General features: G+C 53.8%; 13 protein-coding genes and 1 pseudogene. 7 read left to right on the forward strand and 7 right to left on the reverse strand.

The annotated features are described in order from the left end of the window. Positions 1-7 precede the first annotated feature (7 nt). The 5 genes from ACDI39_RS18740 to ACDI39_RS18760 all read left to right on the forward strand — a co-directional run bounded on the left by ACDI39_RS18740 (position 8) and on the right by ACDI39_RS18760 (position 3,498). The gene (locus ACDI39_RS18740) at positions 8-274 is read left to right on the forward strand and encodes a LysR family transcriptional regulator (protein ID WP_021783614.1); all 267 of its coding nucleotides are present in this window, start codon (positions 8-10) and stop codon (positions 272-274) included. Between the two features lie 267 nt (positions 275-541). Further along, entirely contained in the window at positions 542-775 is a 234-nt protein-coding gene (locus ACDI39_RS18745; protein WP_021783615.1) for a hypothetical protein, read from the forward strand. A gap of 128 nt (positions 776-903) precedes the next feature. After that, entirely contained in the window at positions 904-1,332 is a 429-nt protein-coding gene (locus tag ACDI39_RS18750) for a LexA family protein (RefSeq protein WP_021783616.1), read from the forward strand. Next, positions 1,319-2,599, forward strand: a complete 1,281-nt coding sequence (umuC, locus tag ACDI39_RS18755) for a translesion error-prone DNA polymerase V subunit UmuC (RefSeq protein WP_486536982.1) — start codon at positions 1,319-1,321, stop codon at positions 2,597-2,599. The genes ACDI39_RS18750 and umuC overlap by 14 nt, the downstream gene beginning before the upstream one ends. A gap of 272 nt (positions 2,600-2,871) precedes the next feature. Continuing rightward, complete coding sequence (locus ACDI39_RS18760; protein WP_028686717.1) at positions 2,872-3,498, forward strand: hypothetical protein; 627 nt, start codon at positions 2,872-2,874, stop codon at positions 3,496-3,498. A gap of 185 nt (positions 3,499-3,683) precedes the next feature. Here the strand turns inward: ACDI39_RS18760 and ACDI39_RS18765 are convergent, their stop codons facing one another. Both ACDI39_RS18765 and ACDI39_RS18770 read right to left on the reverse strand, forming a co-directional pair. Beyond that, on the reverse strand, positions 3,684-4,727 hold the full coding sequence (locus tag ACDI39_RS18765; protein WP_052110580.1) for a type II toxin-antitoxin system PemK/MazF family toxin: 1,044 nt from the start codon (positions 4,725-4,727) through the stop codon (positions 3,684-3,686). A 67-nt stretch (positions 4,728-4,794) separates the two neighbouring features. Further along, positions 4,795-5,610 carry a hypothetical protein gene (locus ACDI39_RS18770; RefSeq protein ID WP_486536983.1) on the reverse strand — a complete coding sequence of 272 codons (816 nt, stop codon included), beginning with the start codon at positions 5,608-5,610 and terminating at the stop codon, positions 4,795-4,797. 332 nt (positions 5,611-5,942) lie between these two features. Here ACDI39_RS18770 and ACDI39_RS18775 point away from each other — a divergent pair, with 332 nt between their 5' ends. Continuing rightward, the gene (locus tag ACDI39_RS18775; protein WP_047596031.1) at positions 5,943-6,287 is read left to right on the forward strand and encodes a hypothetical protein; all 345 of its coding nucleotides are present in this window, start codon (positions 5,943-5,945) and stop codon (positions 6,285-6,287) included. Positions 6,288-6,435: 148 nt separating this feature from the next. Here ACDI39_RS18775 and ACDI39_RS18780 read toward each other — a convergent pair whose 3' ends face one another. After that, positions 6,436-6,837 carry a hypothetical protein gene (locus ACDI39_RS18780; RefSeq protein ID WP_235366128.1) on the reverse strand — a complete coding sequence of 134 codons (402 nt, stop codon included), beginning with the start codon at positions 6,835-6,837 and terminating at the stop codon, positions 6,436-6,438. Positions 6,838-7,396: 559 nt separating this feature from the next. Between ACDI39_RS18780 and ACDI39_RS18785 the strand changes: the two genes are divergently transcribed. Further along, a complete protein-coding gene (locus ACDI39_RS18785; protein ID WP_047596032.1) occupies positions 7,397-8,308 on the forward strand; it encodes a CAAX protease in 912 nt (303 codons plus the stop codon). Between the two features lie 88 nt (positions 8,309-8,396). Here ACDI39_RS18785 and ACDI39_RS18790 read toward each other — a convergent pair whose 3' ends face one another. The 4 genes and pseudogenes from ACDI39_RS18790 to ACDI39_RS18805 all read right to left on the reverse strand — a co-directional run bounded on the left by ACDI39_RS18790 (position 8,397) and on the right by ACDI39_RS18805 (position 13,237). After that, positions 8,397-9,845, reverse strand: coding sequence for a hypothetical protein (locus ACDI39_RS18790; protein WP_486536984.1), 1,449 nt, complete (start codon positions 9,843-9,845; stop codon positions 8,397-8,399). Positions 9,846-9,949: 104 nt separating this feature from the next. After that, positions 9,950-11,254 (reverse strand): IS1380-like element ISPa33 family transposase, encoded by a 1,305-nt coding sequence (locus ACDI39_RS18795; RefSeq protein ID WP_010793081.1) that lies wholly within the window; start codon positions 11,252-11,254, stop codon positions 9,950-9,952. A 93-nt stretch (positions 11,255-11,347) separates the two neighbouring features. Further along, positions 11,348-12,442: pseudogene (locus ACDI39_RS18800) on the reverse strand (DEAD/DEAH box helicase); the annotation flags it as partial. Then, a complete protein-coding gene (locus ACDI39_RS18805; protein WP_047596034.1) occupies positions 12,443-13,237 on the reverse strand; it encodes a Hachiman antiphage defense system protein HamA in 795 nt (264 codons plus the stop codon). Positions 13,238-13,602 lie beyond the last annotated feature (365 nt).

Raw genomic sequence — 13,602 nt, forward strand, 5'->3', positions numbered from 1 at the left:
GAAACACATGAACGTCACCAAGCTGGAAAGCTTTCTGGCGACTGTTGACCTGGGAACAGTGAGCGCCGCTGCGGCACAGCTCGGCATTGGTCAGCCGGCTGTCACCAAGCATCTGAACGCGCTGGAGGCAGAACTGGGCGTCGAGTTGTTCGTTAGTGCATCACGGCGAACGCTGCTCAGTCCTGCAGGCGCGAAAGTGTTATCCACAGCGCGAGTGATCGTCGCGGCAGTGGATTCGCTGCGAGCCGAGCTGGAAACGGCACGGAGCCATTAAAGGTTGCATATGGAACTTGGCCCCGGTGAGGTACTGCCGGGGCATTTTTTTGCCTTGCATCCATGGGTATGAACAACCCCGTTCAGCACGTTGTGCCTATTGTACGCGACACCCACCCATCCTGTTGAATCTCCAATCAACAAGCCTAGCTCGGCAGGTCTGGGTTGCCGCCTGTAGATGATTCCAGGTATGTCCGGCAGCCACAGCATGAGCGGTCTTGATGCTTTCACATATCGGTACTAATACTAAGGTACTGCCGGAAGAGGGATGATCATGCAGACGCGATTTGTTGTGGTTCCTGCTGTACCAGTGGAGAAAGAAATCTTCCCTCGTCGCACCGGCCTTCCCACCGCTCTTGGAGCAGGCTACGACCTTTACGATACCCATCAGAAAACTCGGCTCACCTGCAATTTCTCAACACGCGCCGAAGCTGATTACGAATGTTCCTGCAGAAACAATCAGCAGGCCGCGAGTGGGGCGAGCTATGCAGGGCATGGCTGAAACCATCACAGATCCCCTCAGAAAATCGCCCTGAATTTTCCTCAGCTTTCATGAGCTGACCAGGTGGCGTTGACCAGGTGCCATCAAACCGTTTAACTGTACGCATATACAGTAAAGGCGTTTTCGTCATGATCACTTTCCTTGGCTCGCTCGACCCCAGCACCACAGAGCTCCCTCTGTACTCATTTCAAGTGCCGGCAGGCTTTCCGTCTCCTGCTGCAGACCACATGGAGAAGCGGCTCTCCCTGGACGAGCTCTTCGACATCCGAGCCCCACACATCTACCTCGTCAGGGTTGAAGGCGACAGCATGATCGGTGCTGGTATCTACCCTGGAGACCTTGTGCTGGTCGACCGCTCCATACCGCCAGAGCCAGGTCATATTGTGATCGCTGCGGTGAACTGCGAACCGCTGTGCAAGCGCTTAGGTCGTGAGGGCACCCAGGTAGTGCTGCGTTCCGAGAACCCTCGTTACCCGTCCAGGTATCTCCTGGAGGGAGAGGAGCTCGAGATCTGGGGTGTGGTGACCTACAGCGTGCGTAGCCATGCCAAGCTCTGATCGCGTATTTGCCCTCATCGACTGCAACAGCTTTTATGCGAGCTGTGAACGGGTGTTCCGCCTCGACCTTCGCACCAAGCCCGTCGTAGTGCTCAGCAACAATGATGGCTGTGTGATAGCAAGAAGCGCGTGCGCGAAGCCATTTGTGAAGATGGGCGAACCGTACTTCCAGATCAAAGACAAGCTCCGTAAGCACGGCATTGTGGCGTGTTCGTCGAACTACTCGCTCTATGGCGATATGAGTGAGCGGGTCATGTCGGTTATCGAGTCCATGGTGCCCGCTGCCGAGGTCTACAGCATCGACGAAGCCTTCGCTGAGCTCACGGGCATCCCTGGAGACCTCGAGCGCCTGGGCCGGCAGATCCGAGCGGAGGTCTATCGGCGTACAGGTATCCCCGTTGGAGTCGGCATTGCCTCGACAAAAACGTTGGCGAAGCTGGCCAACTACGCTGCCAAGAAATGGCAGAACCATACCGGTGGTGTCGTCGATTTGCGCGATGACGTGAAGCGCAACTGGGTGCTCAAGAAGTGCGATGCGGGAGACGTCTGGGGTATCGGTCGTCGCCTTTCCGCCCACCTGGCGGCTATGGATATCCGCACTGCTTGGGAGCTGGCTCATGCCGACGCCTGGTCGCTCCGAAAGCAGTTCAGCGTGGTGGTGGAGAAGACCGCCAGGGAGCTGGCCGGCACTTCGTGCCTCGAGCTGGACGAGCCTGCCCCACCTAAAAAGGAGATCTGCTGCAGCCGTATGTTCGGTACCCGACTGACCGAGCTAGCTCCGATTAAAGAAGCGGTGGCCACCTATACGTCCAGGGCTGCCGAGAAGCTTCGTGCCCAGCATTCGCTCTGCAAACGGCTACGGGTGAGCATCCGCACGGGCATGTTCAATCCGGACGAGGCGAAGTATGCCAACGGCGTCCTGGTCGAGTTGCCATATCCAACGGACGATACGCGTTTGCTGACAAAGGCAGCGCAGGAGGGCGTGGAGCGAGTATTCCGTGAAGGTTTCCGCTACAGCAAGGCAGAGGTGTTGCTGCTCGACCTCAGCCACTCGAACGAAATCACGGGTGACCTGTTTGCGGCTGCTCAGCCGGTGGCGACCGAGAAGCTCATGGGTGTGCTCGATGCGGTGAACGGCAGGTGGGGCAAGGGGACGATGCGGCTGGCAAGCGTGCCAGTGGATCCCTCATGGGGCATGCGCCGGGAGATGATGAGCCAAAGCTTCACCACACGAGTTGACGAGCTATGGACTGTCTACTGCAAGTGAAAGGCTAGGACAGCGGTAGGCTTGTTGGTGAGTTTTTTCCGCTGCTGAGTGCCTGACATTTAGAGCTAACAAAGGGGAAAGCGATCTATGAAGGCATTCTCGGAATGCACTGCGTGTAACCGTCGATTTCGTCCAATCCGCCTCGCCCTTGAGAGCTCATCCGGGTTGCTGCAGTTGAGGGTGTAATTCTCTGAATGCTTTTTTAAAAAAGCATATGTTGCTTTTGAGAATGTTCCATGGGATGCTTTTCGCAATCTGAAAAGGAGTCTCCCATGAGCGACATCATTTCCTTGATCGAGAACGTTGCTAAGACCAAGAGCGACCTAGCTTCCGCATCTATTCGGATGCCCAAAGAGCTCTATTCCTTCATTGAAGGGCTGGCTGACCATCTCGATATGAGCCGTCAGGAGACTATGCTCAAGCTTCTTGAAAAAGGCGTTGAGCTAGCCAAGGTCGCGCTGAAGCTCGATGACGAAGTGGAAGCTGCAGCAGAAATTGAGTCCCTACCGGTCTCAAGCTTCCACATCCTGAACACGAACAAGCGCCATAGCGTCGAGGATCATGAGCGCATGCTAAGCGAGGGCTGTGCGGCTGCATTTTATGCGCCCTGGAAACTCAACATTGACCGCATCAACCAAGGTGACGTCGTCTTCCTGTACGAGAACGGCAAGGGCATCGTTGCTTACGGCAAGGGCACAGGCGTTACCAAAAAGCGCATGCACGATGGCCATATCGACGAATGCCATTATCAAGAGCTTGAAGGGTTTGAGCGCCTGGAAAAACCGATCTCGGCTGCGGAGATCAAGAAGACGGTTCAGAAGAACGTCGTGCTCCTCCGGACGATGTCTCCGATGCCGGAAGGTCAGCTACTGCTGGATCTGATCAAGAAACGTGGGTAAACGTGGGGGAGCCCAGAAAGCAAAAAACCGCCAAATAGGCGGTTTTCTGTGAAACGTTTTCTTCTGCAGTATATGCCCTAAGGCCGTCGCGAGGTTCCGGTACTGCTCCAGCATTCCCCGCCAGTGATGAAAATGTTATCGCCAGCGAATCACTATGTCAAACAGATTGGCTGTTCGGCTTCCGATTAGGCGATCAATTTCTCAGGAGAATCCTCTGCAGCCATGTCCTCGTAGAGCTCTTTCAACTCAACGATCCGCGCTTCCAGCTGGCCATCTCCCATGCCTTTCCCCCAATCCTGGGCGACCTCTTTGTAAAGCTCCAGCTCGCGCCGCTCCGCCTCTAGGGCGGCAATCCGAGCATGGGCAGCTTCCAGATCTGTGGCGACATTGGTGAGCTGCTGAAGCTGATCACGTGTTTCGTTCAGCTTGGTTTTGGTCTGCTGGTAGTCTGTGACGCCGATGCTATGAAGGAGTGAATTTCTCAGCAGTGCCTTTTCCGGTTCCGTCAGACGCAGCGCGTAGTGAGTGTTACGGCCTCTACGGGTCTGCCCACGAACCTGGTACACGGTGGCCGGAGGCAGGATGCGGCTGACTGATACCGATTCGATCATTTGGGAAATTGCCCAGCTGTCTTTCCCGCTGGATCCCCAGAACGTCAGCTGATCCAAGGTCGCCCGCGTAAGCTGGAAGCTCGTTTTATCCGAGCTGCCTTGAGTGCGAGATGTTAGCGGGACAACCTGGCAGACACCTCGGTTAGCACGTACAACAATGGCGAGGCGGCGCTTGTGCATCTCTCCCTTCTGGAGAGTATCGCAGTAGCGCTTGTTCGTCCGAAGCTCGCCATCCTCACGTCCAATGGTCTGGATGAAGCCATAGTCGACTTCGACCAACGTACCGAACTGGAGGACGTTGTTCAGTTTGTAGCCAGTCTTCTTCAGCGTTTGCTGAAGATACTCTTCGGGTACGGTATTGAAGATCTCGCTTAGCGTGACCGAAAACTCTGCGGGAACCACGCCTGGAGCAGTGAGCTGCGCAACCCCTTCGACGTACCAGCGGTAGTTGGCAACACCAGTGAATTTCTTGATGCAAAAGATTTTATGTTCGCCGTCTCCAGGCATCAGGGCCTCAGAGATCGACTCATAGGTTTCTTTGCCCAGGGGAGACACGTTCACTGTCCCTGTGGCGAGGTCTTTGATCTGCTCAAAGTACCGGATGACGATTGTGTCCATGCCTTTCCCTGGTGCCAGCGGTTGGTTCAAAGGGTGCCAATATGCCATAACTGGGTAGCCTCCGGCTCTACGCTGCAGCCGGCGACGGTTGCGCCGGATCAGGCTGCTCCGAGGTGCGGGCGGTTTTGGACGCAGCCTGCTCTCGATACCGTAGTGCTAGGCCTTTAATCAGGTAACGGTTCGTCCGGTCAAAGTCCAGAGAGTAGTCGGTGTTCGTATCGCCCGAGCGGAACGAAATCATGTTCATCTCCATCAGTAGATTGATGGCCAGGCTCACGGAATGGCGCTTCACGCCCGTGTACTCGGAGATCTTGTCATAGGTGATGACGGTTAAGCCGTCCCCGTTCGGATAGTCACGGTTGCGCATTACCAGCAGCAGCACATAGATCTTCAATGCCTGCAACGAAAGGCGTTTGCCGAAGGTGAAAGCTTTGAGCTTGATCAGGGTTTTCTCGGGCGGATTGCTCGCCCGATCATCTTTCGACCCCCGACCCTGGTACAGCCAGCTTTTTGGGATCTTCGCGAAGCCTTTATCTTCTGTCCAGCGCTCAACGTAGATCCGCGATCCACCGCGTGGCTGAGTTGTATCGCGGCGGATATGCCCCCCTTCCTCGAGTACCCGCAGCGAGCGTGCCACTAAGTTCCGCGAATGACCTACCAAAGCGCAGAGCTCAGGGTAGGTCGTCTTCACTATCCCGCTGGCATAGTCGGCCCGTGTGCAGATAGCGAGGTACACCTTCAGCGCCGCCAGCGAGGCATTTATCGCGACCGTGTCGACCTTGCCCTGGTCATCCACCTCGCCAAATTTCTTCAAGCCCCCGGACATCGCCCACCGATTGGGCATCTTGGCCCAGCGAGGCTTGGGTTTCTCCGATTCGCTCATTAGTGGTTCCTCATCAACGCCAGGCTCAACACCAGTGCGATGCACAGGGAGAGGTTTAGTGGGGCGGTCGTGATCGCTTTGTCGACCAGGAGGATCAATTCAGTCATGGAAATAAGCTCCGTTTCCTTCGATGAGCCGAAATTTACTCGAGCTCGGCCGGATGTATCTAGATATAGGCGGAGTTTGTCAAATCGACAGAGGCCTTGAATTTCCAGAGCTTGAAAAGGATTTTCCGAAAAATTATTAGTATTTTCCAGAGTACTTGTGAACGATCAAAATTGATGTTTTGATTTCAAGAAAAGCTATTTTGATATTCATTCTGGAGAATTGACGTGTCCGTCGCTGAATTTTCGATCCTTGAAGGGCAGCTCAATGACCATCTAGCGGCCTCCGACCGTCGAGTACGGTTTTTGGCTCAGGCAAACGGCTTCACGCTCCAAGTTGAGCATTCGGGTCTGAAGCACACCCTCTTTACCCAGCGTCGTAGCCCACGGATCTTCAAAAATCTAACTCTGGCTGCGGCCTTCCTCAAAGAACGAGGCGTCAAGAGGTTCACGGTGCTGCTGGAGGAGCGGAGTGCCGCTAAAGAAGGGGCGAAGGCTAAGGCGGGGGCTAAAACGAAGTTGAAGAGCAAGTCTGGTGAGCGGCGGAGGACTTTCAGCTTTGACGAAGAGTGATGGCTAACAAGGCCGTGCGGGCTTCGGATCATCGGTCAGACAGGCAGTTGTGGTAGCGCTCAGCGATACGCTGTATTCACACGTACCCAGCTGGCCAGACGCATCCGTGAAGGGGGCTCAATGCATCGCCATCCGCGCAGCGGCTAGCTCACCGGCGCCTCGTCCTCGAATGGCTCGAAACAAGGTGCGATCTCACAATTACAGGGCCGTTGCGTGTGTTTCGGACATGTCCGCTGCGGAGGTGGCCGCTGACATGCTGGAAAATCGGCCAATCGGGTAGGAATGAGATCGGCTGGGTATGGTACCGATAGACCTCAGGCATGTACTTCTTCAGGTACTCCTCTAGCGAGTCCTCCACCACCTCGAAGTTGTACACCCGCCAGTATGCCTCGACGAGATCTCTGTTTCGTCGAAGGTAATATCGCCCGAGCCACCCTGGGTTATCCGTCTCGTACTCGTATTTTGCTAAGGCAGCTGCGTCGCTCAGCGATGCCTTGAAGCCTTCCTTCCAAGCTAGGAGCAGCAGCAGAAGCACGCCTCCGATGGCCATGTGATCCCTGTCGTAGATGAAGGAGTAGATGGCAGCCTGCGATGCCCATCCGGATCCCAGCCAGCCCATCACAGTGATTGGAAAAAGAGCAGTGGAGCTATGAGCAGGAAAGCCGCGCAGACGATCCAGGCTCCGAGAACGTCCGACAGCTTGAGCCAAATATTCGGCATGAGTTCCCTCTGATCATCCAGTTCTGAGCCTGAAGGCCTAAACGAGCGTTACCAAGGTGATGGCTAGATGGTGGCAGCTCGATGGTAGCCTAACGGCTGATTAGCAAGGAATACGTGAACGACTTCGGGCGCTTCTCAGGTGCAGGAATGGCGGTTTGGAGGCGGGATGATAACGGGGGAGGCGACGTGTACGAGGGGGCGAAATGAGTATTTATATTCCAGAAACGAAAACCCCGGCTCAAGGCCGGGGCGGGTGTTTCGTGGTCTTTGCAAGGAGTCGTAAGCTTTCGCTCATTGGAGCTCAATGCCAACCGTTTTTCAATCCTACGAGCGGTTGACACTGATGTCAACCCCCTTTATACAGGCACCTGGCCAGTAGGAAGCCGAGCATGCCGCATACCATCCAGTATAGACCCCAGCTGATCGACCACCTCATCAGCTCTCACCGAATCGCCAGCTACAGCAAGGTATTTTCGACCAGCAATGACGCTGAGCTAGTGGGGGCCTACCTGTGGAACTCGCACGTATGTGGCGTTCTCTACCCCCTACTCAGCGCGGCGGAGGTCACGTTGCGGAACTCGATTGACACCGCCCTGACGGCTGATCTTGGGAAATTTTGGTGGAAGGCAAAGACGCTTAAGTACAAGAGCTTTACTCCCGGAGGCCAGGTGCCCGATGCGGTCGCGAAACTGACTAAAAATTTCGGGTCGGCCTTCAACACCGCCTGGTACGAGCGCAAAAACCGGCAGGTCAGTGGGCAGCCAGACCACCAAGAGGTCGTATCCAAAACGGAATTCTCCACGTGGGAATTCGTTCTGGACAACGAATATATGGGCAACAACCTTATCTGGCCGAAGAATCTTGGGCGGGTTTTCAAGGGCCAGTGGCCAACGAGTCAGGCGAGCGCCATGCTGGCCGGGTGCAAAGATCAGGTTGCGCTGGTAAGGAAGTTCCGAAATCGAGTGTTCCACCACGAACCCGCTTGGAAGCGCTTCAACGTCAATGATGAGCACCAAGCAGTGGCCCACCTGCACGAGAAAATCAGCAAAATCACTGAGCTGATCTCATGGATTTCGCCCGAAAAGATCGACCTTCTAGAGAGATCCGGGGTGATCCGAACGGCCTACCGTGCCTGCTCCGTGGCCGAAATCGAACGGTTCAAGTACCAGTCTAAGACGAGCACGGTCAACAGCATGGTCAAGCTCATCAAGGTTGCAGAGGCTGCAAGCGCTGGCAATGAGGTTATGAAAATCGCGGTGTATGGAAAGCGGAAGGCGGTCTATACCCTCCAGGCTGACTGATAGGTGTTCTGCTGGCCGCCTCCGAGTCCTGCCCGCCCTCCCGATATCAACCAGGCGAGCGGGCATCATCCTTCAGCTCTCTGTGGGGCTACGACGATTGCGCTGGCACAGGCTTAAGGTTCATCTGGGCCTCGAAAATCAGCAGGTCACTTTCTTCGTTCTTTCTCATCAGTGCGATTACATGGGAACTGACCTCAATCTCACCATTCGCATTCATGCGCACATACCGAGGGTATCGATCAAGCAACAGTTCGGATAATCCGCGACTGTAGCCTTCGCGAATCAATTTGATTTTTGATTCATCATCGGTGCCGTATTTGACTCGCTTGTAGAAGCTAGGCTCGACGGCTCCCACCCCGTTAAGGATTTCAAGGAACCTGAAGATCTTATTATCAAAAAAGTCATCTTCGTCTTTAAGCCTTACAATTGCGAGATTGACTCGTTCTACGTCGTTCTTCCGTGAAATTCTTACATAGTGAGCGCTATGGCTATTTCTGTACTTGGTGTCGCCCCAGCTTGACACGTATACATAGTCGGTGCCTTTCGTTTGGGGGAGATCTTCCCAGTACTTTAACGTGTGCCTGATAATTTGTTTTGTAGTGCGCTTTTTTAGTTTCCAATCCAGGAACATTGCGTAAAAGTCCAAGGCTGCCTGATTTTTTAGGCGCAGCATGTCGCTATTTTTTGTTCCTGCATGAAACTTTTCGATGAAACAAGTCTTGATGTCGGTTAAGAGCCGGTCTGCGGTATTGATTGGCCCATTCGCCTCGAGTGATAGGCTAATGGCTTCGTCCACTTCTTCTTCTGAAGCAAATACGTCGATTTCGCTGACGCTGTTGGCGATCATTAAACGGCCAACCTCTGTCTTTACATATTTGCATTCTTCGCCAGTGACAACGCCTGGCTGAAGATTTTCAAGTCTAGATACCGCGTCCTTGTGGCGTAGGGCGGCCTTGTCATCACTTATGTCTGATGCTTCGAGGAGAACATTGTTGACCGTGTCTTCGTCTTCCTGCGAGACGTTTACGGAATTTTCGTAGAAGGTCTTGAGATTCGCTCTCTTGTGGGTGTACTCATCAACACCCAAAAGGTAAATGCTGGACTCAAGCTTTTGCAGTGCAGAACCCGCCTTGGGGTCAAATACCTCACTGAATCTGTTTACCCGTCCAATCAAATTTTTGAACTGTGATGAGGTCAGATTTCCTTTTCCTTTGGAATAGTCAAATATAAACAGTCGTTCGATTGGTAAGTTTACACCTTCAAGCAACGTTGAGTTGCATACCAGGTATTTCATTGCCTTGGACTGGTTGAACAAATTTTCAAGATAAAGGCGGATGGTGTCTGGGATTGAACCGTGATGATACATCACACCCTTTCGTAGGCAGGCGATGAGTCGATAGCGCTTGTCGAACGTTTCTTCGAGTTCGTCGCAAGCTGTTTGAATCAGTGGGCATTCAATGTTTGGCAAGCTTTCGGCTAGCCCGGATTTCTCATGAGGCCGGCAGGCGTGGCCGGTGAAGCCTCGGCGTATCAACAACCTGCCTTCCACCGCTAAAAATTGATCGTTTTTTATTCAATTCCCGCGTATGGGGCGCACTGCCCCCTTTCCCCCATTGAGCCGGGCCGGGGGCGCCCGCCTGTTCAGGTCGGCTTGAGGCGGGCAACCAGCCCCGCAAAGAGTTCCTGATGCGGATAGGCCTCGCTGATCAGCACGCGGATGCGCCGGCTGTTGCGAATGATCACCGCACCGATCTTGAGCAGTTTCAAGCGCAGGTTATGGATGCTCATGCGCGCCAATGCGGTGCCCTGGAGATGATCGCGTAGCCGTTCGAACAGCACATAGGCAAAGGCCGACAGCATCAGCCGCCACTGGTTGGTCCACCAGCGTGGGCTGGAGGTGCGGTCGGCGAACAGATCCAACTGTTGGTCCTTGATCCGATTCTCCATGTCGCCACGGCCGCAGTAGTCTTCGTAGTACTGCTGGGCAGCATCCTCGGCAAAGCGGGACACGACGATGAAGCGTGGATTGGCACCCTGCTCGCCATGTTCCAGGCGCGACACGACCAGGCGGCGCCTACGCCAACTACCGGCCTGATAGAGGAAGCGATACACGCCGGACATCTTCTGCCCGGTTTCTTGGTAGGCCTCGGCGACCGCTTGCATGGCCGGCGCCGCCATCCGCTGCAGGCGGGTGTTGCGGGCCAGACCCACCACATAATCCACCTGCTTGCGGTCACACCAGTCGAGCATGCGATGTCGGCAAAAACCGCCGTCACCGCGGAACACGATGCGGGTCTCTGGCCAGAAGCGGCGAATGAACTTGACCAGCAGTGCCAGGATGGCCCAACTGTGTCGGGCGCCATCGATGTTGCTCGGGCGCAAATAGCTCACCAGCAGATGGCGACCACAGAACACATAGAGCGGCAGGAAGCAGTAATGGTCGTAATAGCCATGGAAGAAGCGCCCTTCCTGATCTCCATGCACCGGCACATCGGTCGCATCGAAGTCGAGCACGATCTCAGCCGGCGCCTGGTCATGCTGGGCGATGAAGTGCTCCCACAGCAGGCGATGGGCTTGCACCACCGTTTCGCGATCGGCTTGCTGTTCCAGGCGCCCCAGAGTGGATTTGCCGGCCAGCGGTTGCAGGCGGTTGACCGCAGTCTGCAGCGCGTAGTCATGGCGCAGGCCGTCATGATCGTTGAGATCCTCGTAGCCGGCGGCCAGTGCATAGATACGCTGGGCGAGCAGTGTCTGCAGTCCATGCTGGACACGCCCAGGATCACGCCGATCGGGAACGATTTTGGCCAGGCGGCGGGTCAAGCCATGTTGCCGGTCGACCTCGCGCAGCAGCAACAAGCCCGCATCCGAGGTGATGTGACCACCGGTGAAAGAGGCCTCGACGAGGCGGCGAGAGAGGGGTGAAAAGTGGAGTTTTTCTGGTAGCATTTTGTGCGCGGCTGAAGACTTATGGGGCTTTGTTTGGCGACAAGAATCATAAGGCTTTCAGCCGTTTTTGTTTATGCGGTCATGAGAAATCCGGGCTAGCTCAAGCGCAAATTGCTCAATCCGTTTTTTGGTGTTCCCATATATAATGTTCTTGGCTAGTGATTCACTTTTTATAAGATCAAAACAATTATTGTGCTTGCGATCTAGGTCAATCCAGTGGTTAAGGAAGTGGTCATAGAGCTTAAGCTTTCCATCATTTTTTCCCGTTCTGAAGTCTCTGACAAGGAAGCGCTCGGATTTAATATACTCATCAATCCTGAATCCCTTCGGTGTCATGTCCAAGTAGCGAACACGGACATTAAGCTCGTTGCAAAGAAACGGGGTTAGAAACTTGAAGGAAGCGTCGGGGTTACGAGCACCCAAGATACATAGCATTGTGGCCAATAGTTCGTTTCGGCTATCGCCTTGGAGGAGGTTGTGTGCCTCGTCCACGAACACCATGTCGAACTTTAAATAACTATGCTCGTTAAGCATGCGATTCAGTCGTTCTTGAGTCAGCACAAAAACGCGGCTATTTCGTTCAGGAGAATACATCTCGGGATGCGTGATGACTTTGCCCATGTCGTTGATGTCAGCATAAATCAACCGCTTTTTTGTCTGAGCTAGTAAGGCTTTTGACGGTACAAGAATGAGTACACGTTTTTCAGGATTGTCTCTAACGGACTTGATGATCAGCTCTGATTTGCCGTAGGAGGTCGGAGCTACTACAACTGATGAATTTTCATACTCGGCTTGTACGAAAGTTCTCAAAATATCCTGCTGCTCTGTAAGCACCATTCCTTGGTCGCGGAAGGTATCTACATAGCTGCTCACGATATTCTGGATAAAAGAGTTACTCAGCCGTTCATCTTGTTCAAACGACTTTCCGATAGCGGCAGAAACTGGAAGAAGGCCGCTGTTCACGGCTACGTCGTAAAGAGGCTCGTATCGGCCAGTAAGGTTTCCATAAAATAGGGTGATTCGATAACCTAGACGCTTAATCTCTGCCGCGCTGTGATTAAGTAGTAATACAGCAATAGCGAGCAGCTTTACAGTTTCCCCGTCGGACATTTCGTGACCGCGCAGAAGGTTCATGTAGATGTCTTTGAAACGGGTTTTTGCTAGTTCCTTAATGGTGATCTCTTGCATTTAGCATCCTGCCTCTGTGCGGAGGAAATCTTCTAGTTTCTGAAGCGTTCCTTTCTGTAGCGATAGCACTAGAACGGTTTTGAATATCGGGTTGGCTATCAGCTTGTTTGTGAAATGTTCGACTGTCTTCTCTTCTACTTTTCGCGTCGCATCGTTGAATAGCGCAGATACCAGAACGACATTGTTGTCTGAGGCAACAGCAGTGTTCAGGTAGGCGTTGTCACCCTCTAGACCTAGAATCTCAAGAACTGATTCTTTGTAGCCTTTACTTTCACTGATTGATTTCTGGGCGGCATTGATCGCGTTGTGCCAATGGTTCGTTTCGGCCTCGGCAAGTCGACCCTTTAAGTCATCTCGAGCCTTGGCCAGCAAGGCACTAGTAGCTGCGCAAGAGGTTCTTGTGCCTGCTCCGCCCGACTTCACCTCGGTGATCCACACTTCATTCGAAGCGGATTCGTACAGGACGAGGTCAAAGCCTTTCCTGATGTGTTTTTCTTCCATGTTGAAGAACGGGGAAATGACATCGAAGCTATCAAGCTTTTTAAGAATGATCACGTGTGCCAGGAGTTCTCCAAGCATACCAATGCGCGTCTTATCATCTTTAGTCGAATAGCGATCCCAGAATGATTTGAGGGTGGCTGCATACTTGAACATGATCGAGCTGCGGCTGGCGAGATCGGCGCCATGGCAGATACGCGTTAGGTTGTCTCGTATCGTGGTCTTTAGCTCATCAGAAAAGTTTTCAACACAGCACACTGCGTACTGACCGGTTTGCTTGAAGATTACGCCATCCATAACACGATCTTTCCAAAGGGGCCGCAGCCTTTGCTTTCCCCATCGCCGGAGGCGACAGGACTCGAGGATTTGGCAGCCAAGAATCAGCTCTCCGGTGAGCTCCTGCGCTCGCGATAGAGAGGCAATTCACGGCAATAAATGCCATGGAGGCACTGTGCCATTTAGTAGGAAGTATAGCGAGAGGGAGGGGATGTGGACGTGGTTGACCCGACGAACGCTGGTTGGCCGCTAGGCCACGTAAACATTGGGCTTGAGCCGCATGTGATTGCTGCATATATGCCTTGCTATTCGTGTCGTACTGTGCGATATTTGTTTTGCACACAAGCACTTGCGGCGTGAAAGCCAGAATCTACGGTGAAATGTGC

The organism is Pseudomonas sp. Tun-23181, assembly GCF_057415455.1.